27 protein-coding genes are annotated in these 24897 nt (G+C 63.3%); 6 read left to right on the top strand and 21 right to left on the bottom strand.

The genetic code is table 11. From position 1 onward, the window contains the following. Nucleotides 1–90 precede the first annotated feature (90 nt). Nucleotides 91–825 carry a GntR family transcriptional regulator gene (locus BMW76_RS04190; protein WP_090863302.1) on the bottom strand — a complete coding sequence of 245 codons (735 nt, stop codon included), beginning with the start codon at nt 823–825 and terminating at the stop codon, nt 91–93. Between the two features lie 366 nt (nt 826–1191). Here BMW76_RS04190 and BMW76_RS04185 point away from each other — a divergent pair, with 366 nt between their 5' ends. Then, on the top strand, nt 1192–2115 hold the full coding sequence (locus tag BMW76_RS04185) for a bifunctional helix-turn-helix transcriptional regulator/GNAT family N-acetyltransferase (RefSeq protein ID WP_090863298.1): 924 nt from the start codon (nt 1192–1194) through the stop codon (nt 2113–2115). 90 nt (nt 2116–2205) lie between these two features. On the opposite strand, the gene BMW76_RS04180 is transcribed toward BMW76_RS04185, so the two are convergent. The 7 genes from BMW76_RS04180 to BMW76_RS04150 all read right to left on the bottom strand — a co-directional run bounded on the left by BMW76_RS04180 (nt 2206) and on the right by BMW76_RS04150 (nt 9523). Beyond that, nucleotides 2206–3018: a MetQ/NlpA family ABC transporter substrate-binding protein gene (locus BMW76_RS04180; protein ID WP_090863295.1), complete on the bottom strand. Its 813-nt coding sequence runs from the start codon at nt 3016–3018 to the stop codon at nt 2206–2208. A 293-nt stretch (nt 3019–3311) separates the two neighbouring features. Further along, nucleotides 3312–5072: a methyl-accepting chemotaxis protein gene (locus BMW76_RS04175; protein WP_090863292.1), complete on the bottom strand. Its 1761-nt coding sequence runs from the start codon at nt 5070–5072 to the stop codon at nt 3312–3314. Nucleotides 5073–5334: 262 nt separating this feature from the next. Continuing rightward, entirely contained in the window at nt 5335–5952 is a 618-nt protein-coding gene (locus tag BMW76_RS04170) for an SCO family protein (RefSeq protein ID WP_090863289.1), read from the bottom strand. A 4-nt stretch (nt 5953–5956) separates the two neighbouring features. After that, nucleotides 5957–6862: a heme o synthase gene (cyoE, locus tag BMW76_RS04165; RefSeq protein ID WP_090863612.1), complete on the bottom strand. Its 906-nt coding sequence runs from the start codon at nt 6860–6862 to the stop codon at nt 5957–5959. Between the two features lie 5 nt (nt 6863–6867). Further along, nucleotides 6868–7977, bottom strand: a complete 1110-nt coding sequence (locus BMW76_RS04160) for a COX15/CtaA family protein (RefSeq protein ID WP_090863286.1) — start codon at nt 7975–7977, stop codon at nt 6868–6870. A 51-nt stretch (nt 7978–8028) separates the two neighbouring features. Next, entirely contained in the window at nt 8029–8691 is a 663-nt protein-coding gene (locus BMW76_RS04155) for an SCO family protein (protein ID WP_090863283.1), read from the bottom strand. 70 nt (nt 8692–8761) lie between these two features. Further along, complete coding sequence (locus tag BMW76_RS04150; RefSeq protein ID WP_090863281.1) at nt 8762–9523, bottom strand: SURF1 family protein; 762 nt, start codon at nt 9521–9523, stop codon at nt 8762–8764. An 87-nt stretch (nt 9524–9610) separates the two neighbouring features. Here BMW76_RS04150 and BMW76_RS04145 point away from each other — a divergent pair, with 87 nt between their 5' ends. After that, entirely contained in the window at nt 9611–9820 is a 210-nt protein-coding gene (locus BMW76_RS04145; RefSeq protein WP_087734172.1) for a twin transmembrane helix small protein, read from the top strand. A gap of 361 nt (nt 9821–10181) precedes the next feature. On the opposite strand, the gene BMW76_RS04140 is transcribed toward BMW76_RS04145, so the two are convergent. The 8 genes from BMW76_RS04140 to BMW76_RS04105 form a co-directional block, all read right to left on the bottom strand. Beyond that, on the bottom strand, nt 10182–11039 hold the full coding sequence (locus tag BMW76_RS04140; protein ID WP_090863278.1) for a cytochrome c oxidase subunit 3: 858 nt from the start codon (nt 11037–11039) through the stop codon (nt 10182–10184). Nucleotides 11040–11207: 168 nt separating this feature from the next. After that, the gene (locus tag BMW76_RS04135) at nt 11208–11417 is read right to left on the bottom strand and encodes a DUF2970 domain-containing protein (protein WP_087734323.1); all 210 of its coding nucleotides are present in this window, start codon (nt 11415–11417) and stop codon (nt 11208–11210) included. A gap of 37 nt (nt 11418–11454) precedes the next feature. Beyond that, the gene (locus BMW76_RS04130; protein WP_090863275.1) at nt 11455–12066 is read right to left on the bottom strand and encodes a cytochrome c oxidase assembly protein; all 612 of its coding nucleotides are present in this window, start codon (nt 12064–12066) and stop codon (nt 11455–11457) included. 51 nt (nt 12067–12117) lie between these two features. After that, on the bottom strand, nt 12118–12252 hold the full coding sequence (locus tag BMW76_RS41625; protein WP_090863272.1) for a cytochrome oxidase small assembly protein: 135 nt from the start codon (nt 12250–12252) through the stop codon (nt 12118–12120). A gap of 101 nt (nt 12253–12353) precedes the next feature. After that, on the bottom strand, nt 12354–13967 hold the full coding sequence (gene ctaD / locus BMW76_RS04120; RefSeq protein ID WP_090863270.1) for a cytochrome c oxidase subunit I: 1614 nt from the start codon (nt 13965–13967) through the stop codon (nt 12354–12356). 45 nt (nt 13968–14012) lie between these two features. Next, entirely contained in the window at nt 14013–15695 is a 1683-nt protein-coding gene (gene coxB, locus BMW76_RS04115; protein ID WP_090863267.1) for a cytochrome c oxidase subunit II, read from the bottom strand. 77 nt (nt 15696–15772) lie between these two features. Further along, nucleotides 15773–16246: a DUF2244 domain-containing protein gene (locus BMW76_RS04110; protein ID WP_090863264.1), complete on the bottom strand. Its 474-nt coding sequence runs from the start codon at nt 16244–16246 to the stop codon at nt 15773–15775. Between the two features lie 268 nt (nt 16247–16514). Beyond that, nucleotides 16515–17480 (bottom strand): methyltransferase domain-containing protein, encoded by a 966-nt coding sequence (locus tag BMW76_RS04105; protein ID WP_090863261.1) that lies wholly within the window; start codon nt 17478–17480, stop codon nt 16515–16517. Between the two features lie 83 nt (nt 17481–17563). Here BMW76_RS04105 and BMW76_RS04100 point away from each other — a divergent pair, with 83 nt between their 5' ends. Then, nucleotides 17564–18370 carry a ComF family protein gene (locus BMW76_RS04100; protein ID WP_090863258.1) on the top strand — a complete coding sequence of 269 codons (807 nt, stop codon included), beginning with the start codon at nt 17564–17566 and terminating at the stop codon, nt 18368–18370. Nucleotides 18371–18388: 18 nt separating this feature from the next. Beyond that, complete coding sequence (gene trmL / locus BMW76_RS04095; RefSeq protein WP_090863255.1) at nt 18389–18859, top strand: tRNA (uridine(34)/cytosine(34)/5-carboxymethylaminomethyluridine(34)-2'-O)-methyltransferase TrmL; 471 nt, start codon at nt 18389–18391, stop codon at nt 18857–18859. Here the strand turns inward: trmL and BMW76_RS04090 are convergent. From BMW76_RS04090 to BMW76_RS04070, 5 genes are all read right to left on the bottom strand, one after another. After that, the gene (locus tag BMW76_RS04090) at nt 18832–19383 is read right to left on the bottom strand and encodes an O-acetyl-ADP-ribose deacetylase (protein ID WP_090863252.1); all 552 of its coding nucleotides are present in this window, start codon (nt 19381–19383) and stop codon (nt 18832–18834) included. The two genes, trmL and BMW76_RS04090, sit on opposite strands and share 28 nt — an antisense overlap. A gap of 157 nt (nt 19384–19540) precedes the next feature. Next, nucleotides 19541–20539 carry an NAD(P)H-dependent glycerol-3-phosphate dehydrogenase gene (locus BMW76_RS04085; RefSeq protein WP_090863609.1) on the bottom strand — a complete coding sequence of 333 codons (999 nt, stop codon included), beginning with the start codon at nt 20537–20539 and terminating at the stop codon, nt 19541–19543. Between the two features lie 21 nt (nt 20540–20560). Then, nucleotides 20561–21031, bottom strand: coding sequence for a protein-export chaperone SecB (secB, locus tag BMW76_RS04080; RefSeq protein ID WP_090863249.1), 471 nt, complete (start codon nt 21029–21031; stop codon nt 20561–20563). Nucleotides 21032–21242: 211 nt separating this feature from the next. Beyond that, a complete protein-coding gene (gene grxC, locus BMW76_RS04075; RefSeq protein ID WP_090863247.1) occupies nt 21243–21506 on the bottom strand; it encodes a glutaredoxin 3 in 264 nt (87 codons plus the stop codon). Continuing rightward, nucleotides 21503–21928 (bottom strand): rhodanese-like domain-containing protein, encoded by a 426-nt coding sequence (locus BMW76_RS04070; protein WP_090863244.1) that lies wholly within the window; start codon nt 21926–21928, stop codon nt 21503–21505. Before BMW76_RS04070 ends, grxC begins: the two co-directional genes overlap by 4 nt. Nucleotides 21929–22090: 162 nt before the next feature. On the opposite strand from BMW76_RS04070, the gene gpmA reads away from it, so the two are divergent. Next, nucleotides 22091–22837, top strand: a complete 747-nt coding sequence (gpmA, locus tag BMW76_RS04065) for a 2,3-diphosphoglycerate-dependent phosphoglycerate mutase (protein ID WP_090863241.1) — start codon at nt 22091–22093, stop codon at nt 22835–22837. Nucleotides 22838–23286: 449 nt separating this feature from the next. Further along, nucleotides 23287–24879, top strand: a complete 1593-nt coding sequence (locus tag BMW76_RS04060) for a S41 family peptidase (RefSeq protein ID WP_090863238.1) — start codon at nt 23287–23289, stop codon at nt 24877–24879. The last annotated feature ends 18 nt before the right edge of the window (nt 24880–24897 follow it).

Raw genomic sequence — 24897 nt, 5'->3', positions numbered from 1 at the left:
CAGTGCGTGACTGATTCGTGCCGCGTGGGTTTCGTGCGTCCTGCTCTTTTGTACGTCGTGCATCAAGCCCGCTTCCTTTGCATGCGCGGTTCACAGCCGCAGTTCGGCGACGAAGTCGTAGTAGTCGTCCAGGCAATAGGTGTCCGTGAGTTCGATTGCGCGCTGGTCGGCGCTATAGCCGACGCGCGTGATCAGCAGAAGCGCGCAGCCAGGATCGATGTCCATTAGCGACGCGATTTCGCTCGACGCGTTGACGGCGCGAAAGTGCTGCAGCGCGCGCACGACGGGCGCGCCCCGCTGCTCGAGATAGCTGTAGAGCGAGCCGCCGATCGCCTGAGGGTCGGGCACGATCGAAACGGGCAGCGACGAATGCTCGACGGCCATCACGATGCCGTCGGCGCGCCGCAGACGACGCAGGCTCGCGACGGACGCACCCGGCGACAGGCCCAGGTGCACGATCTCGTCGCGAGTCGCCGTGCGGATGTCGCGCTCGAGCCAGACGGAGTCCGGCCGGAAGCCGCGCTGCTCCATCTTCTTCGTGAAGCCCGTGAGGCGCGACAGCGGATCTTCGACGCGCGGCGTGATGAAGCTGCCCGCGCCGCGCGCCCGCCGGATCAGCCCCTGCTCGACCAGCAGCGCGATCGCCTTGCGCGCAGTGATGCGCGACACGCCGATCGCGTCGGACAACGTGCGCTCCGACGGCAGCGCTTCCCCCGCCGACCATACGCCGCAATGGATCGCCGTCGCCATGTTGCGGGCGAGTTGCAGGTACATCGGGGTGACGTTGTGGACGTCGGGTGTCAGTGCGGACCAACGGGTTTCCATGGGACTCGGTCGGGATCGTGAGGAAGATGACCTACGAAATCGGAGCCCATTATATAACCACAATAATACCAGTCAACGAGCTGGTATCTAGCTGGTCTATCTCGACTAAACCCTTGTCGCAAAAGGCGCTGTGCGAATTAAGCGGATTTCCACTGACACCGATCTGGCATTAGGGCATACCCGGATTTGAGACCAGTTGGCGGATTGGCGTCCGTCAATCGTCTGTCAACTTGCGTGCGTTAAGCCGCAAATGTCATACCTCTTAATTAACAATCTGGTGCAAACTTCGGAATTCGGGCGCTATCACCAATCGACAGAGACACAGCGTGGTGAACAAATGACAGGTCAATACGGGGAACGGACACGGTGAACGATCCCGCTACAGTCCGGGCGGAAGCCGTCCGCCATTTCAATCGCTTTTACACGCAGCACATCGGCGTGTTGCACGAGCATTTGCAGAAAAGCCCTTTTTCGCTGACGGAAGTGCGCGTGATGCATGAGCTTTCGCGCGGCCAGCATCAGACGGCTGCCGCGCTCGCGCGCAACCTCGGCATCGATAGCGGCTATCTGAGCCGTCTGCTCGCGAGCTTCGAACGGCGCAACCTGATCAGGCGACGCCCGTCCGAGGTCGACGCGCGCCAGTCGCTAGTCTCGTTCACCGATGAAGGCCTCGCCGCCTGGCGGCCGCTCGATGCCGCAGCCGTCGACGAAGTCTCCGCCGTGCTGGCCCGGATCGCGCCGCAATCGCAGGAGCAGCTGATCGGCGCGATGAAGCTGATCGAGCGGCTGCTCGACGAGCGGCCGCGACGCAGCATCGTTACGCTGCGCGCGCCGCGAGCAGGCGATTACGGCTTGCTGATCTCCCGGCAGGCGCAGCTGTTCGCGGCCAGCCACGGCTGGGATCACACGTTCGAGGCGCTCATCGCGCAGCAGATCGGGCGATTCGCGCAGCGCCACGATGCACGGCGCGAGAACTGCTGGGTCGCCGAACAGGACGGGCTGATCGTCGGGTCGGCGCTGGTCGCGGCTGCGTCGGATGCGCAGGCTCAGGTGCGCATGCTGTATGTCGAGCCGGACGTGCGGCGGCTCGGCATCGGCACGCAGCTGATCGACGAGTCTTTGCGCTTTGCGAGGCGCGCCGGTTATCGCGCGCTATGCATCGAAAGCGAAAGCACGCTCGACGATGCGCGCCGCCTCTTCATTCAGACGGGCTTCTCGCTCGCGTCGGCGGCACCCGAGCGGCGCTTCGGGCGCGATCTCGTGATCGAGCGATGGGAGCGCGTGCTGTAAGTTCTCGCGTTCTGGCCTTTTCCGAGAGCGCAAAAAAAGCGCCACGGTTGCCCGTGGCGCTTCGCACATCGACAGGTCGACTGACGCCGCTCAGAACGACGGCACGACCGATCCCTTGAACTCGGTCTTGATGAACTGGCGCACGTCTTCCGACTGGTAAGCGGCGACCAGCTTCTTCACCCACGGCTGATCCTTGTCCTTCGTGCGCACGGCGATCAGGTTCGCGTACGGGCTGTGCACGTCTTCGAGCGCGATCGCGTCCTTCGTCGGCTGCAGGCCCGCGGCCAGCGCGAAATTCGTGTTGATGGCGGCGGCATCGACGTCGGCGAGCGAGCGCGGCAGTTGCGCGGCATCGAGTTCGACGAGCTTCACCTTTTTCGGATTGTCAGCGACATCGAGCGGCGTCGCGTTGCTGCCGTTCGTGCCCGCGCCCGCCTTCAGCTTGATCACGCCTTGCGACTGCAACAGCAGCAGCGCGCGGTTTTCATTCGACGGATCGTTCGGCACCGCGACCTTTGCGCCCTGCGGCAGATCCTTCACCGACTTCAGCTTCTTCGAATAGATGCCGAGCGGCGAGATGTACGTGAGGCCGGCGTTGACGATCTTGTAGCCGCGCTGCTTGATCTGGCTGTCGAGATACGGCTGATGCTGGAAGCTGTTCGCGTCGAGATCGCCGGCGTCGAGCGCGGCATTCGGCTGCACGTAATCGTTGAACTCGACGACCTTGACGTTCAGACCTTCGCGCTTCGCGACCTTTTGCACAACCGACCAGATTTGCGCGTCGGGGCCGCTGATGGTGCCGACCTTGATGACCTTGTCGTCGGCGCGCGCGCCGAAGCTGGTGACGAGTGCCGCCGAAGCGAGCGCTGCGGAAAAAACCTTGATGAGTGTTCTGCGCTGCATGTGATTCTCTCTTGACTGCCTTGTTTCAGATTCGTGTCCGACGGCGGGCGAACGGGTGTTGCCCACGGTCCGTCGAGCCCGAAATGGTCTCACAGGCATGCAGCGATGTGAAATACAGGGATCGCATATGGGTATGCGCATGCAGCGCGCCCGGCCGCGCGCGAAGAGTCCGCTGCGTGACAAGAGCGCGTAAAGGCGTGTTCACGAAGAATCACAGCAGCGCGATCGTCGATCGCAAGCACTGCCGCCTGCAATTCTGCGACGATGATTGCGATCGACGGATGCGCAACTGGTCAGAACGTCGTCCAGTCGTCGTCGGAAGACTGGACCTTCGCCGGACGCGCCGGCTCGGCGGACTTTGCGACGGGCTTCGTCGCGACGCGCGGCGTGGCGTCCGGCGTGGCCTTCATCATGGGAGCAGCCGGCGCGGACGGCGCCTTCGCGACGGCAGGCGCGGACTTCTTCGCCGCCGATGCAACCGTCTTCGATGCAACGGCGGCTTCGCTGCCGTTCACCCGGAACATGCCGATCGCCTGTCGCAGTCGCGCCGCCTGATCCTGCAACGACGAGGCTGCGGCGGCAGCCTGCTCGACGAGCGCGGCGTTCTGCTGCGTCACTTCGTCCATCTGCGTGACCGCGCGGCCCACTTGCGAAATACCGCCGCTCTGCTCTTCCGATGCCGCCGCGATTTCGCCCATGATGTCCGTCACGCGACGCACGGCCTGCATGATGTCGCCCATCGTCGTGCCTGCCTGCTCGACGAGCGTATAGCCGTTGTTGACGCGCTCGACGGATGCGCCGATCAGTTGCTTGATCTCCTTCGCGGCCGTCGCCGAACGTTGCGCAAGGCTGCGCACTTCGCCCGCGACGACTGCGAAGCCGCGCCCCTGCTCGCCCGCGCGCGCCGCTTCGACGGCGGCGTTCAGCGCGAGAATGTTCGTCTGAAACGCGATGCCCTCGATCACGCCGATGATTTCCGAAATCTGACGCGAGCTATCGTTGATCTCCGTCATCGTGCTGATCACGCGATTCACGACCTCGTTGCCCTTCGTCGCAATCTCCGATGCGTTGTTCGCGAGCCCGCTCGCCTGACGCGCGTTGTCGGCGTTCTGCTTGACGGTCGCCGTCAGCTCTTCCATGCTCGCTGCCGTTTCCTGCAGCGAGGCCGCCTGCTGCTCGGTGCGCTGCGACAGATCGCCGTTGCCTGCCGCGATCTGCTGCGTCGCCGTTGCGATCGATTCCGCCGATTGCCGGATTTCGCCGATCGCGCGCTGCAAGCGGCTTTGCATCTCGTTCATCGCGGCCATCATGCTCGACGAATCGTCGGCGCGCACGGACACGAGTTGCGTGAGGTCGCCTGTCGCGATATGCGACGCGAGCCGCGCCGCATCCTGCGGTTCGCCGCCGAGGCTGGCGCGCACGTTGCGGATGATCAGCAGCATCGCGAGCGAAATCACCGCGCCGATCACCAGTACGACGATGAAATGCTCGACGAGGTTCGCGTAGTAAGCGGTGTCGATGTCGCGCACGAACACGCCGCTCGTGATGTTCCAGTCCCACGGCGTGAAATGCACGACATAGCTGATCTTGGGCACGGCCTCTTCGCTGTGCGGCAGACGTCCGCGATAGGCGGCGAAGCCGTTGCCCGTCGCTTTCGCCGCATCGACGATCGTCACGTACAGCAGCTTGCCGTCCGGGTCCTTGAAGTCGCCGACCTGCTTGCCGACCATCTGCGGCAACGTCGGATGCATCAGCACGACGGGCTTCGAATCCATCACGAAGAGGTAGCCGGATTCACCGTAGCGCATCGTCGCGAGACGCGCGAGCGCGTCGCGCTGCGCATCGGCCTCGCTCATCTTGCCGGCCTGCGCGAGCGCGTGATAACCGCTGACGACGCCTTGCGCCGCTTCGACGAGATTCACCATGCCGGCCTTGCGCTCGGCGAGCATCGTCGAGCGCGTTTCGATCGCGCTCCACAAGCCGACACCCAGCAAACCCAGCCATACGAGCGCAAGCGACAGCCACAGCTTGCGGTTCAGACTCATCCTGCTCATTGTGTAGGTCTCTTTGATGTGGTCACTTCTTCGGCAGATCGCCGGCGCGCGGCTTTGGATGCGCCGCGATCGCAAACGATTGCCTTTCTGGATAACGGCAGCCTGGCGCACCGACTTGAGATGGCTTGTGAGGGACACAACGGGCCGCCGGGCCGCGTCAGCGGACGAGTCCGGCGCAGAATGAAAAAAGGCCGCACGTCACTGTGCAGCCTTTCATTGTCGAAACGCGAAATGAGGTTTTGCGCCGCTGGTCAGTCCAGCCCTAGCCCAACAACAGCTTGAGATCGTGAACCCACGGCGAGGCGCCCTGGCCGTCACGCGCAAAGAGGCGCAGCTTGCCGTCGGTGTCGAATACGTAGCTGGCGGCCGTATGGTCCATCGTGTAGCTATCGGGCGTCTTGCCCGGCACTTTCGCGTAATACACGCGAAAGTCCTTCGTCACCTTCTCCAGTTGCTGCTGATTGGCGGGGCGCAGGCCGACAAACGTCGGATTGAACGCGGGCACATATTGCGCCATCAGTTCCGGCGTGTCGCGCTCGGGATCGACGGTGACGAATAGCACCTGCACGCGCTTCGCTTCTTCGGGGCCCAACTGCTGAAGCGCTTGCGAGAGTTCGGCCATCGTCGTCGGGCAGACGTCTGGGCAATGCGTATAACCGAAGAACAGCACGACGACCTTGCCCTTGTAGTCTGCAAGCGAGCGCGTCTTGCCGCTCGCGTCGGGCAGCGAGAAATCCGCGCCGAACTGCTTGTTGCCCGTGATGTCGACGTTCGTGAACGCGGGCTGTTCCTTCCCGCATCCCGAGATCAGCGCCGCGCCGCCGAGCGCGCACGCGACAAGTGCAACGCGCGCCGCGCGCGCGAACCGTTTGGTGAGCATGGTATTACGCGCCGATCAAGGCACGCGCATAGTGGTCGATCAACAGCGCCGCGAAGAGCAGCGACAGATAAACGATCGAATAACGGAAGGTCTTACGCGCGAGGTCGTCGGAATATTCCCGATAAATCTTCCACGCGTAGGCGAGGAACACCGCGCCCAGCAGAACCGCCGATGCGAGATAGACGGTTCCGCTCATGCCCGAGATAAACGGCATCAGCGTGACGGCGAACAGAATGACCGTGTACAGGAAGATATGCAGACGCGTGTACTTTTCGCCGTGGGTATTCGGCAGCATCGGCAGACCGGCGTTCTCGTAGTCTTTGCGGCGATACAGCGCAAGCGACCAGAAATGTGGCGGCGTCCACACGAAGATGATGAGCACCAGAATCCACGCGTCGCCGGGCACGTGACCCGTCACGGCTGCCCAGCCAAGCGCCGGCGGCATCGCGCCCGACGCGCCGCCGATCACGATGTTCTGCGGCGTGGCGGGCTTCAGCAACAGCGTGTAGATGATCGCGTAGCCGACGAAGGTGGCGATGGTCAGCCACATCGTGAGCGCATTGGTGAACGTGTAGAGCGTCCACATGCCGAGCCCGCCGAGAATCGCGGAGAACAGCAGAATTTGCGTGGTGGTGATTTCGCCGCGCGCCGACGGACGCCACGCGGTGCGGCGCATCTTCGCGTCGACTTTCTGTTCGACGAGACAGTTGATCGCGAATGCGGCGCCCGCCAGCAGCCAGATGCCAACGGCCCCGCCGATCAGCACCGTCCACGGCACCATGCCGGGCGTGGCCAGGAACATGCCGATTACCGCGCAGAAAACGGCGAGCTGCGTCACGCGCGGCTTCGTCAGCGCAATGTATTGGGAGATCCGGCTACCGGGCGAATGGGGGAGAGTTGTGCTGTCCATGAAGATCACGCTGGCGCGGCATCGCGCGCAGGGAATACGGCGCGGCCGGGACGGCTATAAGCGATTCGAAAGTTTAGCATAACGAGCAGGAGCAGCAGGATTGCGGCCCCGCCGTTATGGGCGACGGCAACGGGCAATGGCCATTGCAAAACGATGTTCGACAGGCCCGTGACGAACTGGATCACGATCACGAGCAGCACGCCGTTCGCGGGCCGCCGCAGCGACTCAAAGCGGCGCATTCTCAGCGCGAACCAGAGGAGATACGCAACAACGACAAAGGCAAACGTGCGGTGCGTCCAGTGGATCGCGACGAGCGCATCCTGCGTGATCACGTCGCCGTCGCCCGTCATGCCGAGCGCGCGCCACAGATGGAAGCCGTGTCCGAAGTCCATCGGCGGAATCCATTGGCCGTTGCAGGTTGGGAAGTCGGTGCAGGCGAGCACCGCGTAGTTCGTGCTGACCCAGCCGCCGAGCGCGATCTGCACGATCAGCAGCGCAAGGCCGAACAGCGCCGCGGTGCGCCAGCGTGCAGTTTCAGGCTCGTATGCGGGCAGCGGCGTCTGACGCGCGGCGAACCAGCCGAGCGTGCCGAGCAGCGCGAGCCCGAGCAGCAGGTGCGTGGTCACGATCACCGGCTGCAGCTTCATCGTCACGGTCCACGCGCCGAACGCGCCTTGCACGCAGATCAGCAGCAGCAGCGACGTCGGCCACCACGGCGACACATGCAGCGGACGGCGCCGGATGCGCGCAACCCACGCGATGATGGTCTGCGCGACGATCAGCACGCCGATCGCCATCGCGAAGTAGCGGTGGATCATCTCGATCCACGCTTTGGTCATGCTGACGGGGCCCGACGGCATGGCCTGATAAGCGGCGCTGATGGCCGCGTGCGCGATGAACGGCGACGACGTGCCGTAGCAGCCCGGCCAGTCGGGACACCCCAGGCCCGAATCGGTCAGGCGCGTGAAGCCGCCGAACATCACGAGATCGAGCGTCAGGAACGTCGTGACCCAGACCAGCTTGCGGAACTTGTTGTCGTCGGCTTTCACCCACACGTACGACATCGGCAGCAGCGCAATGCACAGCCCGATCAGTCCCAGTTGCAATACGAACATCTATCTTTCCTTCTTCCGCCACACAGCGCGATTCAACGTGCCCGGGGCACTTTAGCCGATACCCGAATACTTCAGCAGTTTCGTGACGTCACCCTTGATCTTGCTCGGGTCCGGGTCCTTCGGGAAACGCATCATCAGATTGCCGTTCGGGTCGACCATGTAGATGTAGTCGGTGATCCGCGTGCCGTCGTCGACGGGCAGCCACGCTGTCACGTCCTTCGGATCGGCGATCAGCATCTCGGTGTCCTTGTATGCGTTATCGACGACGTCGGGCACCTTTCCGGCATCGGTGCGCAGAAACACGTTGACGATGCGCTCGCGCTCGGCCCCTTGGGTCGCGCGCACCTGGCGCATGAAGTACAGCTTTGTCACGCAAGCCTTGTCACACGCACTGCTGTCGACGGAAACCATCAGCCAGTGGCCGTGCAGCGACGCGAGTTTCATCGGCTTGCCGTCTTCGCCCGTCACGACCAGCGATTCGGGAATGGGACGCTGCGGCTCGATCAGCTTGCCGTAACTCGTCGTGCCGCCCGTGGGCTTGATGACGAAGTACGCAATGTAAGCGCCGATCGCGGGCGCCGCGCAGACGAACGCGATCAGCAGCATCATCCAGCGGCCGCGCTGCCATGAGCCCTTGCCGGCCGGCTGGCGACCCGTCGTGCCCTGCGCTGCCTTCTGTCCTGCTTGCTCGGAGCGGGGATTCTGCGTCGACACTACTCGATCCTCTTTCAATGATGGTGCTGTCGGCGGCGCCTTCGGATGTCGCCGAAGCGCTCGTCGAGCGTCATGCGTGCGGCGCCTTTTCGTTGCTGGCGCTGCCCTCGGGTCTCGCGTTCTGCGCGAGCTTTTCGTGCTTCGCGGCGCGTCGGGCCGCATACAGGCCGAACGCGACAGCGGCTGCGGCCATGGTCCACCACTGGAACATATAGCCGTAGTTGCGATCGACGCCGGATGTCGGCGCGGGCCAGTCGCGTACGAGCCCGTCGCCATCGTCGCTGATCTGCTGGATCACGAAAGGCTGGAGCGCCAAGCCCGTTTCCGCGGCATACGACGCGACGTCGAGGTTCTGACGAATCGCCTGATGCGCGGCCGAGCCGCCCTCGCCGAGCTCGAATGCGCGCGTCGCGTCGGCGCGCGCGATCCCCTCGATTGCGATCTCGCCGTTCGGCGTGCCGTACGGCGCGATTGTCGTGCGCTCGTTCATGTTGCGCGGCAGCCAGCCGCGATTGACGAGCACATAGCCGCCGTCGCGCAGTTTAAAGGGCATCACGACGTAAAAGCCCGGCTGGTCGTTATACGGGCGATTATCGAGGTACACCACTTGCTGCGGCATAAACTGTCCGACGGCCCGCACGCGGTGGAACTCAATCTGCTTCAACGCAATAGGCGCGGCGCCGATGTTCTGCGCGGGCGCGTTTTCGAACTGCGTAACTTGCGCCTGCAGCGCTTCCTTCTGATGCGCGCGGTCACGCTGCCAGAAGCCGAGCCACACGGTCACGGCGACAACGATCAAAATCAGCAGCGTAGGGATCAGACGAATCTTCATCGTGCAATTTCGGCGGACAGACGAACCATTGCTCGCGGTGCGATAATGAGTCTGTTGCCTTCGCTTTCCTGAATTTCAGTTGCTTCCATGCACATTCTCGTTCCCATCGCTTTCGCTCTGATCATCGCCAGCATGGTGTCTGCGCTGTACTTCATGATGCACGACCGCGGCAGGACGAAGCGCATGGTGTGGTCGCTGGCGACGCGTGTCGGTCTGTCGATTTCGCTGTTCCTGTTCATCCTGTTCGCGCACTGGATGGGTTGGATTCAATCGACGGGCATTCCGTACGGCCGCTGACACACCGCCAGTCCACGACGCGCGCTTCTGCAAACACCGCGACATGTCCCACGACATGCCCTGCACGACGCTTGCGCTACACGCTTGCCAGCGCGTGCCGTCTCAATTTGACGGCGAAGTATGCCACTTATTTTCGCGACGATCCGGCAATCTACCCTTTCGCGATCGCCGAAATTCCCACTCTAGCAAACAAAACGCCGCCCCGACGGAGTCGAGGGCGGCGCTGCTGAAACCCTTGCGTGACTGCTTTCGGTGCCGCGCACTCGACACTCGAGCCGCGTCAACTGCGGGATGCCTTCGGCATCTTCTTGCGTCGATATGACGCACAGCGCGCAGGCCTCCGAAGCTCCGAAAACAACGCTTACAGCCAGTACACGACGACGTACAGACCCAGCCATACGACGTCGACGAAGTGCCAGTACCACGCCGCGCCTTCGAACGCGAAGTGATGGTCCGCCGTGAAGTGGCCGCGGATCAACCGGATCATCACCACCGTCAGCATCGTGCCGCCGAGGAACACGTGGAAGCCGTGGAAGCCTGTCAGCAGGAAGAACGTCGAGCCGTACACGCCCGACGCGAGCGTCAGGTTCAGTTCGTTGTACGCGTGGAAGTACTCGAAGCCCTGCATGAACAGGAACGTGACACCCAGCACGACCGTCGCGGCGAGCCATGCGATTGCCTTCGTGCGATGGTTCTCGCGCAGCGCGTGGTGCGAAACCGTCAGCGTCGCGCCCGACGACAGCAGCAGCGCCGTGTTGATGGTCGGCACAGGCCATGGCGTCATCGACTTGAAGTGCGACACCAGATCAGCCGGGCCGATGTTCGGCCACACCGCCGAGAAGTCCGGCCAGATCAACTTGTAGTCGAGGCTGCCAAGCTGATGCATCGCGATTGCGCGCGCATAGAACAGCGCACCAAAAAACGCGCCGAAGAACATGACTTCGGAGAAGATGAACCAGCTCATGCTCCATCGGAACGACGTGTCGACGCGCTTGCCGTACATGCCGCCTTCCGATTCGGAGATGGCGTCGCCGAACCAGTGATACAGCACGAAGAGCAGCCACAGCAGACCAATCAGCGCCGTGATGGGCGCCCACGGCTCGCCGTTCACCCACGACGCAAACGATCCGAGCAGGATCAGCAGCCCAGCCGCCGCGCTGATCGGATGCCGCGACGGATGCGGTATGAAATAGTACGGGCTATCGTTTTGACCGCTCATTCTTGATTCTCCACTTCAGTCCAGTTGTTCCGCTTGGTCCGGTTGGCTCCGCAGCCGCCCGCGCCGCTCTCCGGCTCTCTTTGCAACGTCCAGCGGCGCGCTTCGCTGCGCCGCTCCTCTCCGGTCCGTCCGGGCGTCGAAACGACCGCCCTTGTTTCACCGCATCGTCTAGCCGACCACCACGCGCACGATCAGGATCAACACCCCGATAAAGACCGCCGCGCCAATCAGCGCCGCGATGATCACATGCAGCGGGTTGAGCTGCGTTGCGTCCGCTTCCAGGTCGCGCCGTTTGCGCACGCCGAAAAACGACCACATCACGGCTTTCATCGACTGGCCGAAACTGCTCTTCCTGCCGCCGCCACCGCTATCGCTCATATCCTCGCCTTCTTTGGGCAAGCGTTTCTGTTACGTGTCACGCGGGGTTCGACGCCTTCGCGTTGTCAGCCGCCTGACCTTCCGTGCCGCGCGGCGCCGCCGCCGGCGTGTTCAATTCGAAGAACGTGTACGACAGCGTGATCGTCTTCACGTCCTTCGGCAATTTCGGATCGACGAGGAACACCACCGGCATCCGCTTCGATTCGTTGGCCTTCAAGGTCTGCTGCGTAAAGCAAAAGCACTCGATCTTCCTGAAGTACTCGGTGGCCTGCTTCGGCGCGTAGCTCGGGATGGCCTGAGCCTGAATCGTGCGCCCCTGCTGGTTCGTCACGTCGTACATCACCGTCGTCACTTCGCCCGGATGCACGTCGATGCTGTTCTGCTCCGGCTTGAAACCGAGCAGGCCGCGCGCGTTTGCATCGAACTCGATCGAAACCGTGCGGGTCATATCGACCTGCGTGTTCTTCGCCTCGCGCGCCGTTGCGTCGCGCTGCACGAGATTGTTGATGCCCGTGACCTCGCAGATCGCGCGATACATCGGTATCAGCGCAAACCCGAAGCCGAACATCAGAAACGCGACGACGACGAGCTTGAACAGCATCGAACGGTTAAAAGAACGATCGGCCCCAGCGGGCGGTTGCGTCGACATCGAACTTCCTCAACAGATCGCGTGCACGGGTGATCAACTCGTCACGACAGGTCAGGAAAACCAGACCTGCTTGATGATGGCACCCAGAAAAAAGACGGCGACGATAACAAGCAGAATCAGACCGAGTCGCAGATTGCCAGCGCGAATTTCTTCGGGCGTGCGTCTTTTTTGTGGATTCCGGGTCATGCTGAACTTCTCGAACCTTCGTTGCCGCGCAGTGTTTCGGTTCATCGCTCCGCTCCGGCGCTGCGTTTGCCGGAGCGGAGCTTCGAAGACTGCCTGATCGCTTATTCGACCGTCGGCGGGTTTTCGAACGTGTGGAACGGGGCCGGGCTCGGCACGGTCCATTCGAGACCCGTTGCGCCGTCCCACGGCTTGTCCGACGCCTTTTCGAGTTCACCGCCGCCACGGTAAGCGGGCAGCGCGACCGCGAACAGGAAGTACACCTGCGCAAGACCGAAGCCGAACGCGCCGATCGTGATGACCTGGTTCCAGTCGGCGAACTGTGCCGGGTAGTCAGCGTAGCGACGCGGCATGCCTGCCAGACCGACGAAGTGCATCGGCAGGAACGCGAGGTTGAAGAAGATCAGCGATGCCCAGAAGTGGATCTTGCCGCGCGTCTCGTTGTACATCCAGCCCGTCCACTTCGGCGACCAGTAGTACCAGCCGGCAAAGAGCCCGAACAACGAGCCCGCCACCAGCACGTAGTGGAAGTGCGCAACCACGAAGTACGTACCGTGATACTGGATGTCGAGCGGCGCCATCGCGAGCATCAGCCCCGTCAGGCCGCCGAACGTGAACACGAACAGGAAGCCCACCGCGAACAGCATCGGCGTTTCGAACGTCAGCGAACCGCGCCACATCGTCGCGACCCAGTTGAACACCTTCACGCCCGTCGGCACCGCGATTAGCATCGTCGCGTACATGAAGAACAGCTGGCCCGTGACAGGCATGCCCGTCGCGAACATGTGGTGCGCCCAGACCATGAACGACAGGATCGCGATCGAAGCCGTCGCGTACACCATCGAGCTATAGCCGAACAGCGGCTTGCGCGCGAACGCCGGGATCACCTGCGACACGATCCCGAACGCCGGCAAGATCATGATGTACACCTCGGGGTGTCCGAAGAACCAGAAGATGTGCTGGTACATCACCGGGTCGCCGCCGCCTGCCGCGTTGAAGAACGACGTGCCGAAGTGGCGGTCGAACAGCACCATCGTGATCGCGCCCGCGAGCACCGGCATCACGGCGATCAGCAGGTAGGCGGTGATCAGCCACGTCCATACGAACATCGGCATCTTCATCAGCGTGAGGCCGGGTGCGCGCATGTTCAGGATCGTGACGACGATGTTGATGCCGCCCATGATCGACGACGCGCCCATGATGTGGACCGCGAAGATCGCGAAGTCCATGCCCGGGCCCATCTGCGTCGACAGCGGCGCGTACAGCGTCCAGCCGGCAGCCGTCGCGCCGCCCGGCGTGAAGAACGAACCGACCAGCAGCACGGCAGCGACGGGCAGCAGCCAGAAGCTGAAGTTGTTCATCCGCGCGAAGGCCATGTCCGATGCGCCGATTTGCAGCGGAATCATCCAGTTCGCGAAGCCGACGAAGGCCGGCATGATCGCGCCGAACACCATGATGAGGCCGTGCATGGTGGTCAGCTGGTTGAAGAACTCGGGACGCATGATCTGCAGACCCGGCTCGAACAATTCGGCGCGGATCGCCAGCGCCATCACGCCCCCTGACAGGAACATGATGAACGAGAAGAGCAGGTACAGCGTACCGATGTCCTTATGGTTGGTCGCGAACAGCCAGCGACGCCAGCCGTGCGGCGTCGCGTGCGCGTGATCGCCGTGGACGTGCTCGTGCCCCGCGGTTACATCGTGTCCGATGCTAGACATGACAATCTCCTAAATCGAATGCTGCTTTTCTCTGACCGTGACACGTCAGGCCGCTGGGCTGATCTCGACCCGGCGCGCTTCCTTCGCGTCCGCGCCGCCCGTGATCGTCTCCGGCTTCTTCAAAATAATATGGTCTTCGGCGATGCCTGCTGCCTTGAGCGCATCGCGCACGGCTTCGGCACGCGCCTTCGCGAGCTGCGCGTTCTTATCGGCCGAACCCGTTGCGTCCGTGTAGCCCGACAGCGTGAACTTCGCATCCGGATGCGCCTTCGCGTACGCGGCGGCGGCATCGACAGCGGCTTTCGCGTCGGCGGGCAGCGTGCTCTTGTTCGTTTCGAAGTAGATCGTGGCGGGCAGCGACGCCTGGGGCGCCGATGCCGCTGCATTGTTCGAAGCGCCGGTTGAACCTGACGCCGCCGCGGGAGCCGATGCGCCCGTTTCGCCACTTGCCGCCGCCGCGCCGCTCGCACCTTCCGCGCCGCTCGCAGCCGTTGCGTCCGACGCGGCTGCCGCCGCTGCGCCCGCGAGGTGATCGCCACCCGACGGCAGACGGCCATTGCGCGCATCGGCGACCTGCTTCGGCTGCAGGATGTCGCCCGTGTGGTTGCCCCACGAATTGCGCTCGAACGTGATGACGGATGCGATCTCGACATCGTTCAGTGTCGGCGCCCAGGACGGCATCGCGTTCTTGCCCTTCAGCACGATGCTCACGTGATCGGCGAGCGGGCCGTTCGCGACCTTGCTGCCATCGAGCGCCGGGAACGCGCCGCCGCCCTTGCCTGTCGGCTGGTGGCAGACCGCGCAGTTCGACGCGTACACCTTGCCGCCGCGCTCCGTCAGCTCGGCGAGCGTATAGGTCTTGTTCGGATCGTCCTGGCCTGCGGCCATTTTCTTCTTCTCGTCGTCGACCCACTTCGCGTAGTCGTCATCGGACAGCACGTTCACGACGACGGGCATGTACGCGTGCTCCTTGCCGCAGAGCTCCGTACAGAAGCCGCGATACGTGCCGACCTTCTCCGCCTTGAACCACGTGTCGCGCACGAAGCCGGGAATCGCGTCCTGCTTCACGCCGAACGCGGGCACGTACCATGAGTGAACCACGTCGTTGGCGGTGGTGATGATGCGGATCTTCTTGTTGACAGGTACGACGAGCGGGTTGTCGACTTCCTGCAGATAGGTGTCCGTGATCGGCTGCTGGCCGTTGACTTCGCTACGCGGCGTGGTCAGCGTCGACAGGAAGCTGATGCCTTCGCCCGGACCCTTCACGTAGTCGTAGCCCCACTTCCACTGGTAGCCAGTGACCTTGACGGTCAGATCGGCGTTGGACGTGTCCTTCATCGCGACGACGGTCCGCGTGGCAGGCAGCGCCATCAGGACGACGATGATGAACGGGACGATGGTCCAGATGATTTCGACGGTGGTGCTTTCGTGGAAATTGGCGGCCTTGTGGCCCTTCGATTTGCGGTGCGCGAAGATCGAATAGAACATCACGCCGAATACGCCGACGAAGATCAACGTACAGAGGATCAGCATCAGCGTATGGAGGCTGTAGAGCTCCTCAGCGATTCTGGTCACTGGCGGCTGGAGATTGATCTCGTTGACGCTGGGGCCGCCTGGACTGTCGCCGACAGCAAGGGCGGCGCCGGCGAAGAGCAGCCCGCTACACGCCAGCACGCCCGTGAGGGCTCGCTTGATTGTTTTCATAGCTTCCTTACCCAAAATTTCCATTCAAACCCTCGACCCCGCTGGAAGGCTGCCCCTCGTCCTCTGGAATGGCGCGTGATTCAATGCGCAACTTTTGACGCCTAACACTGCCTGAGCCACAGACGCAGTTCGTCGGCGAATTGCGCGCGCCGATATTGCGCAAGATGCTGCCCGACCGAGACCGTCTCGCCCCGCGACACCAGCTTGATGTAATCGCGCGGCGTTGCTCCCCGTTCGACCCGCACCCAGCGCGGATTGAATTCGAACTGCGTGAGGTGCTCGGCGCTGACCTGTTCGATCACGAGCCGGTTTGGAAACAGCCGGATGCGTTCGTAATCGACGGCATGGCGCGCATAGACCGCAAATGCAGCGCCGACAGCGAGCAACTCGATACCCGTGAACGGCAACACCAGCCACGCGCCGCACAGGACCAGCAGGAATGCTATCAACAGCGAGAATGCCGCGAGCGAGACATAGAAGAACACGAATTGCCGCGGCGACACCGAACAATTGCGCTTCATCGTCCAGTCCTTGAGGACGGGTTCCGACTCAGCAAGCAGATCGGTTGCATTCATCGCTGCCTCCCGCGAACTGCCAGTCATCGCATACAGCCAATGCCATTCACGCCCAGCAACTACGGCTGCCCGAACCGCAAACGCCCCGGGCCTGTCGCTCTAATTGTGGGAACATTGAGCGACAAACTGACGCATTATAGGGCCGATCCAGGGCATCCACAAGCAACGCTCTATCGGCCGCCAAGCCAAGCTGCACAAGCCTCTGCGCCCTTTTGACGCAGTTTTTGACGCGGTAATCCCAGACATAACAGATGTCGTCTTTACCGCCTCAACGATTCTTCTGCCGACCCCGCCCTATGTCTTCGATTCGCACGATTCCGTGCCCTTCAGGGGTCGTCCGGGGCACGGCCTTCCATGCGTGTCCGTAGATCACCTCGAAGGTCAGAGGGATCGTGCCATCGACGCGCCGGCGCGCTTCGAGCGCGGCGAGCAGCGCCTTGTGCATGCGCCTCGACGCGACGCCCGGCAACCCTTCGCGCCGCGACGGATAGGCGCCCCAACGGCGCACATCGGCGAGCAGCGACTCGGGTGACTTGTAGGTGATGGTCAGCGTCTCCTGGTCCATCACGGGGATTTCGAAGCCACTTTCGACAAGCATATCGCCCAGATCGTGCATGTCTACGAAGTCGATTACATGTTTGTGCGTATTGACGCCGTGCGCCGCTTCGATCTCTGCATAGGCGCCGCGCAGTTCTTTCAGCGTGTCGGGTCCGAGCGTGCTGAACATCAACAGGCCGTTGACCTTCAGCACACGCTGCCATTCAGGGAAAACGAGATCGGGTCGCGAGTGCCAATGCAGCGCGAGGTTCGACCAGATGAATTCGAATGCGCCCGATACGAAAGGCAGCGCGGAGAAATCGGCTTGAGCGAAGCGCGGACCGCGTGAGCCGAGCGCCTTGCCGAGCGACGCGGGCAAAAAGCGCCGCCAGCTGGTGTCGGTGGCGTCGTGCCTGACGGCGCGCGCGAGCATCGCTTGCGAGAGATCGGTGCCGAACACGGGCGCCTCGGGAAAGCGCTCGCGCAGCGAAGGGAGATCGTCGCCGGCACCGCAGCCCGCATCGAGCACCTGCGCCGGATTCACCTTGATGTAGTCGAGCCGTTCGCGCATGCGCTGCGCGATCTCACGCGGCAGGAACGCGACGTCGTCGAACGTGGCGGCCCGGCGGTCGAAAATCTTCCGGATGCGGCGCGAATCATAGGCCGGACGGCTAGTTTCGGTGACAGACACGGTCATTGGAGTCGTACGGACGAAGAGTGCGAAGTATACTCGCTCGATTCCGTCCCTTCAGTGTCAGCGGCCTTCGGAGGCGTATCGATATGCCAAATCGGGCTTTCCGGTGGTCCCGCTCCGGCGCTTCGTGCCACAGGTTTCGCGAACGGTTCGTCCGCGTCGCGCGACGTTCGATCTCGACACTGCCGGCGCTCGCGCGGCTCGCGTTGCCGAATCTCTGCGCGTTATGCGGCAATATGTCGCATCGCACGCTGTGCCGGTTTTGCGACGAATCATGGTGGAACGAAGCGCGACTGCGCTGCACCGTCTGCGCGGTTCCGCTAAGCGGCTTTCGGCGCGCGAGCGTCACGCGATATCGCTGCGGCAACTGCATCGCGACACCGCCTGCGTTCGACGCGACGCTGGTGGTCGCCGACTATCGCGCGCCACTGGATGCGCTCGCAGTCGGATTGAAGTTTCGCGCGCGGCTCGCGCTCGCGCACGAGTTCGCGCGGCGCCTCGCATGGTCCGCTGCAGATGCACTCGACGAACGTGACCGCCCCGACGTCGTCGCACCCGTTCCGCTTTCGGCGCGACGGCTCATCGATCGCGGCTACAACCAGGCGTGGGAAATCGCGCGGCCCTGCGCGAAAGCGATGGGTGTTCGCAGCGACGCTGCGCTCGTGCGGCGCATGATCGATACGGCGCCGCAATCGAAGCTCGATCGCGACGCGCGCAGGCAGAATGTCGGCCGCGCGTTCGAGGTCGTCAAGCCGGTGCAGGACCTGCATGTCGCGATCGTCGACGATGTGATGACGACGGGCGCCACGCTCGACGCGCTGGCCCGCACGCTGAAGGCAGCAGGCGCACGCCGCGTGACCAATCTGGTCGCGCTTCGGACGCCGAAAAACTAGTTTCCAGTTCACCCGCTTATGTTCAACGTCGTTCTCGTCGAGCCTGAAATTCCGCCGAACACCGGTAACGTGATCCGCCTGTGTGCGAATACGGGCGCGCGCCTGCATCTGATCGAGCCGCTGGGCTTCCCGCTCGATGACGCTAAGATGCGCCGCGCCGGTCTCGACTATCACGAATACGCGCAGATGCACGTGCACCGCGATTGGGATGCGCTGATCGAAAGCGAGTCGCCTGACCTTGCGCGCATGTTCGCGTTCACGACGCGCGGCTCGAGTCCCTTTCATTCGCATGCATTCAAGCCGGGAGACTGGTTCGTGTTCGGCGCGGAAACACGCGGCCTGCCGGACTCCGTACTGAACCGCTTTCCGAACGAACAGCGCGTGCGCCTGCCGATGCGCCCCGGCAATCGCAGCCTGAATCTGTCGAACACCGTCGCCGTCGTCGTGTTCGAAGCGTGGCGTCAGGCGGGGTTCGATGGCGGCGCCTGACGGCGTCGTTCGAGTTCGGCCCGATAGCGCGAGAACATCGTTTCGTCGAAACACGCGAAGATCACGCGTTCGACGAAAGGCGCTTTGGGCAACATGTCAATCGTGGCTTGAACGGCGATGCGCACGGCGTCGTCGGCGGGGAAGCGATAGACGCCGCAGCTGATCGCGGGAAACGCGATGCTCTTTGCGCTCGCGTCGTGCGCGAGTTCAAGTGAGCGCCGGTAGCACGAAGCCAGCAGTTCCGCCTCGCCGCGCTCGCCGCCGTGCCACACGGGGCCGACGGCGTGAATCACATGACGCGCCTTCAACCGGTAGCCGCCCGTTATCTTCGCGTCGCCCGTCACGCATCCGCCTAGCCGTTCGCATTCGCGCAGCAGATCAGGGCCCGCCGCGCGGTGGATCGCGCCATCCACGCCACCGCCACCCAGCAATGACGTGTTCGCCGCGTTGACGATCGCGTCGACGTCGAGCGTCGTGATATCGACGACGCGCGTCTCGAGCGTGCAACTGCCAATGGTGAGCATGGGAAAACCTCCAGATCCGATACAGCCTCGATAGGAGGTGGACAGCAAAAGAAGCGAGCCGTTCGGCGTGAAGCGTTACCGGCTGCGTAAAACACTTTCAGGAGATTCGCAGCGGTAAGGCTTGTACGCGCCAATCGCCAACAGGCGCACTGCGTTTCTACTCGGCCTTGGCGTCGCGGCGCAGCAATGCATTTACGGCATCGCGCGGCGCCACGCCGTTGAAGAGAACATCGCAGACGGCCGACGTGATCGGCATGTCGATACCATTGGCCTGCGCGATCGCGAGCACGCTGCGGGCGCAGCGCACGCCCTCGGCGACATGCCCGAGCGCGTTGAGAATATCGTCGAGCGAGCGGCCGCTTGCGAGCTGCATGCCAACCGTGCGGTTGCGCGACAGATCGCCCGTCGCCGTCAGGATGAGGTCGCCGAGGCCGGTGAGACCCGTGAACGTTTCGGCGCGGCCGCCGAGCGCCGCGCCCAGACGAGCCATTTCCGCCAGACCGCGCGTGATGAGTGCCGCGCGCGCGTTCAGACCGAGCCCGAGGCCATCGCCGATGCCCGTCGCGATCGCGAGCACGTTCTTCACCGCCCCGCCGACTTCCACGCCGATCACGTCGTCGCCGCTATAGATGCGCATCGCGCCGTGATGGAACGCCGCGACGGTCCGCTCGCGACACGCCGCCGACGCGCTCGCCACGGTTAATGCGACGGGCAGTCCCTTCCCGACCTCGCGTGCGAAGCTAGGCCCGGACAGCGTGCCATTGCTCGTGTGCCCGCTCAACTCCTGCGCGACGACCTGATGCGGCAGCAGTTGCGTATCCGCTTCGAAGCCCTTGCAGAGCCACGCGATATGCGCCGGCACCTTACCCGAGTCGCGCATCGTGCGCAGCATCGTGCGCAAGCCCGCCACGGGCGTCGCGATCACGCACAGCGCGTCATCGGCGAGCGCGTGATCCAGTGCGGCATCGAGATTCGCTTCGAAGCGAAGCGTGGGCGGCAACTTGACGCCCGCCAGATAGCGGGCGTTTTCGTGCGATGTGGAGAGTTCGGCGATGAGCGCGGCATCGCGCGCCCAGAGCACCGTATCGTGCCGCGCGGCCAGATGGCCGGCGAGTGCGGTGCCCCATGCACCGGCGCCGAGAACGGCGACCTTCATACCCGGCACCGCCTGCATGCGTCAGTGCTTGGCGGTGCTCTGCGCGCCGCCTTCCTGCGCAGCGATCTGCGCGATGCGCTGCTCGTACAGCGCCTGGAAGTTGATTTCGGCGAGATGGATGGGCGGGAAGCCTGCGCGGGTGATCGCGTCAGCGATGTTCGAGCGCAGATACGGGAACAGGATGGTCGGGCATGCAATGCCGACGAGCGGATCGATCTGTTCGGCCGGGATGTTGCGGATGTCGAAAATGCCAGCCTGCTTCGCTTCGATCAGGAACGCGACCTTGTCGCTGACCTTTGCTGTCACCGTGCCCGTGACGAGAATTTCGAACACCGTGTCCGCGAGACGCTCGGCCTTCACATCGACTTCGACTTCGACCGACGGCATTTCCTGCTCGAGGAAAATAGCCGGCGAGTTCGGCTGCTCGAGCGACATGTCTTTCAGGTAGATGCGCTGGATATTGAAGAACGGCTGGTTGTTCTCGTCGGACATGGTTCTACTCCCTAAATTTCGTTGCGGCGGACGGTTGCCGCCAGATCTCTTGTGCTGCGTGCCGCCCCGAGGGACGGCATCAAACCGGTCAGTACAGACGTTGCAGCCGTATTGCCCGACCTTCTGTTGTTCGCGACCGCGTGCCGCGATGGGACGCGGCGCGCAAGACGTGCGATTGGCGCATCGAAGCCGCCTTCTTGCAACTGCCTCGTTACGCGGCAGCTTCGAGCAGCGGCGTCAGACCGCCCGCGCGATCGAGCGCGGACAGATCGTCATAACCGCCGACGTGCGTGTCGCCGATGTACACCTGCGGCACCGTGCGACGGCCCGTACGCGTCATCATTTCCTGACGGCGCGCCGGGTCCTTGTCGATCAGCACCTTTTCGATGTGCTCGACGCCGCGCGACTTTAGTAGACGTTCGGCCATCTGGCAATACGGGCACACCTGCGTGCTGTACATGATCACTTTGTTCACTTCGCAACTCCTTGTTTGACGACGGGCATGCCCGCTTGCTGCCAGGCGTCGACGCCGCCTTCCAGCACGTGCACCTCCGCGTAGCCTGCGTCGCGCACGATGCGTGCCGCCTTGTTCGACTGCTGTCCGTTCTGGCAAACGAGCAGCACCGGGTTGCTCTTATTCTTCACGAGTTGGCCCACTTTCGCTTGCAGCTCGCCAAACTCGACGTGACGCGCCGACGGCAGGTGTCCCTTCGCGTAGTCCGCTGCGGGACGCAGGTCGACGACGACGGCGTTGCGCCGGTTGATCAGCTGCGTGGCGGAAGCCGCCGAGAGGCCGCCGCGTCCGCGGCGCGAAATCGTCGGCCATAGGAGCAACGCCCCGGAGATGAGGGCGACCGCGATCAGTACAAGGTTCGTGTAATCGGTGAAAAACTTCACGGAAGATCCGCCGGAAAAAAGGAAGAAATCGGGTTAAACCGGAAAGGGCAATCCGACCATTATAAAATAACCGTCTGACGCGATGGCGACCGCCAGCAGCTGGCTGCGATGGCGCCACGATTTCGCCCCGATTACCGCTTCCTTACTACCGACCGGCACGACATGTACAAACTCGTTCTCATCCGCCACGGCGAATCGACGTGGAACAAGGAAAACCGCTTCACCGGCTGGGTCGACGTCGACCTGACCGAACAGGGCAACTTCGAAGCGCAGCAGGCAGGCACGCTGCTCAAAGACTCGGGCTACACGTTCGACATTGCGTACACCTCGGTGCTCAAGCGGGCGATCCGCACGCTGTGGCACGTGCAGGACAAGATGGACCTGATGTACCTGCCCGTCGTGCACTCGTGGCGCCTCAACGAACGCCACTACGGCGCGCTGTCGGGCCTGAACAAGGCCGAAACGGCGGCGAAGTTCGGCGACGACCAGGTGCTGGTCTGGCGCCGCAGCTACGACACGCCACCGCCCGCGCTCGAGCCGACCGACGAGCGCACGTCGTACAACGACCCGCGCTACGCGAAAGTGCCGCGCGAGGAGCTGCCGCTCACCGAGTGCCTGAAGGACACGGTGGCGCGCGTGATGCCCATCTGGAACGAATCGATCGCGCCCGCGATCAAGTCGGGCCGCAAGGTGCTGATCGCCGCGCACGGCAACTCGATCCGCGCACTGGTCAAGTATCTGGACAACATTTCCGATTCGGACATCGTCGGCCTGAACATTCCGAACGGCGTGCCCCTCGTCTATGAGCTGGACGAAGACCTGAAGCCGATCAAGCACTACTACCTCGGCGACCAGGAAGCGATCGCGAAGGCGCAAGCCGCTGTCGCCAAACAGGGCAAGGCGGGCTGATACGGACATCGCCACGGCTCTCCGCGACACGCGGCGAGCCGTTTTTTTCATGGTTTTCCGGCGCTTTCACGTGATTTCCGCTCTTTCCCACGCTCGCGCGCCCCATGATTCACGGCTGCTCTTTCCTGACGGCATTGCCACGTATGGGCCATGTTCCTGCCATCCCGATGCCGCATGATGAAGCCGTCGCAGACAACGCTCCGGCAATCGATACCGGTGCGCACGCAACGGTATCGGCAAATGTGGCACGCTTCAGGCCGTTTTTTGGCTCTGCGGACGTCCGCCAGCGCACATTGCTTCCCGCCCGTGCCAGCGATCCTTAGAACCTGGCTGCGCAATCGCTGTCGAATCCCGATCAACCCTCAGGTACGGGCCGTGCGAGCGTCACGTTATACTTGTCCGTCCTTTTCCTTTGACGCTGCCACCCGCATCCGACCGCAACATACTCTATGCGAAAGAACCTGAAAAACATCGGCCTTATCGCCGCGGGCCTCGCTACCGGCGTTTTTGCAACCCTGCAACTGAGCGCCTCGGCCCAGCAACCCGCGTCCGCGCCGTTGCCGCTCGACCAGTTGAGGCTCTTCGCCGAAGTCTTTGGGCAGATCAAGCATGAGTACGTGGAACCCGTCGACGACAAGAAGCTGCTGACGTCCGCGATCAAGGGCATGGTGTCGAGCCTCGATCCGCACTCGTCGTATCTCGACAAGACCGATTACGAAGAGCTGCAGGAGCAGACCAAGGGCCGCTTCGCGGGCCTCGGCATCGAGATCTCGCAGGAAGACGGCCTGATCAAGGTCATCTCGCCGATCGAGGACACGCCCGCGTTCCGCGCCGGCATTCGTCCGGGCGACCTGATCACCCGCATCAACGACAAGCCCGTGCGCGGCATGACGCTGGATAAAGCCGTCAAGCAGATGCGCGGCGAGCCCGGCACCAAGGTCACGCTCACCATTTTCCGCAAGACCGACGACCGCACGTTCCCGCTCACGGTCACGCGCGCGGTCATCCGGGTTCAGAGCGTGAAGTCGAAGATTCTCGCGCCGGGCTACGCGTACGTGCGCATCACGAGCTTCCAGGAACGCACGACGCCTGATCTCGCCGCGAAGCTGCAGGACATCGCGCGCCAGCAGCCGAACCTGAAGGGCCTGATCCTCGACCTGCGCAATAACGGCGGCGGCCTGCTGCAAAGTGCCGTCGGCGTCGCGGGCGCGTTCCTGCCGCCGGATTCCGTCGTCGTGTCGACGAACGGCCAGATTCCGGATTCGAAGCAGGTCTACCGCGACACCTTCGACAACTATCGTCTGCCGTCCTTCGACGGCGATCCGCTGAAGAATCTGCCGCCCATCTTCAAGACCGTGCCGATGATCGTGCTGACCAACGCCTACTCGGCGTCGGCGTCGGAAATCGTCGCGGGCGCGCTGCAGGACCAGCATCGCGCGATGATCGTCGGCAAGACGACGTTCGGCAAGGGCTCGGTGCAGACCGTGCGTCCGATGACGGCGGATACCGCACTGCGTCTGACCACGGCGTACTACTACACGCCGAGCGGCCGCTCGATCCAGAACAAGGGCATTCGGCCTGATATCGCGGTCGATCAGTACGCGGACGGCGATCCCGACGACGCACTCGTCACACGCGAAGTCGACTACTCGAATCACCTTGCGAACACGCAGGACCCGAACGAGAAGAAGGAACAGGAACAGCGCGAGCAGGAGCGCATGGACCAGCTGCGTCAACTCGAAGAGCAGAACGACAAGAAGTCGCCGGAACAGCGCGCGAAAGATCGCGATCGCAAGCCGATCGAGTTCGGTTCCACTGACGACTTCATGCTGCAGCAGGGCCTGAACAAGCTCGAAGGCAAGCAGGTGGTCGAATCGAAGTCGCTGATGGAGCGGCGTCTCGCGCAGAACAAGCCGGCGCAATCGGCTTCGGCGCCCGTCGCCGTGAAGCCCGCGCTGCCCGCCACGCCGACGGCGTCGAGCCCGGCGGCGCCCGCTTCGGCAACGGCGCCTGCTTCGCAACCTGCTACGCCGACCAAGTAAGCGCTACGGCATGCCCGG

The organism is Paraburkholderia diazotrophica (assembly GCF_900108945.1).
GTDB lineage: Bacteria > Pseudomonadota > Gammaproteobacteria > Burkholderiales > Burkholderiaceae > Paraburkholderia > Paraburkholderia diazotrophica.
The sequence above is the reverse complement of the archived record's forward strand: the minus strand, read 5'-3'. Positions and strand labels throughout refer to the sequence as shown.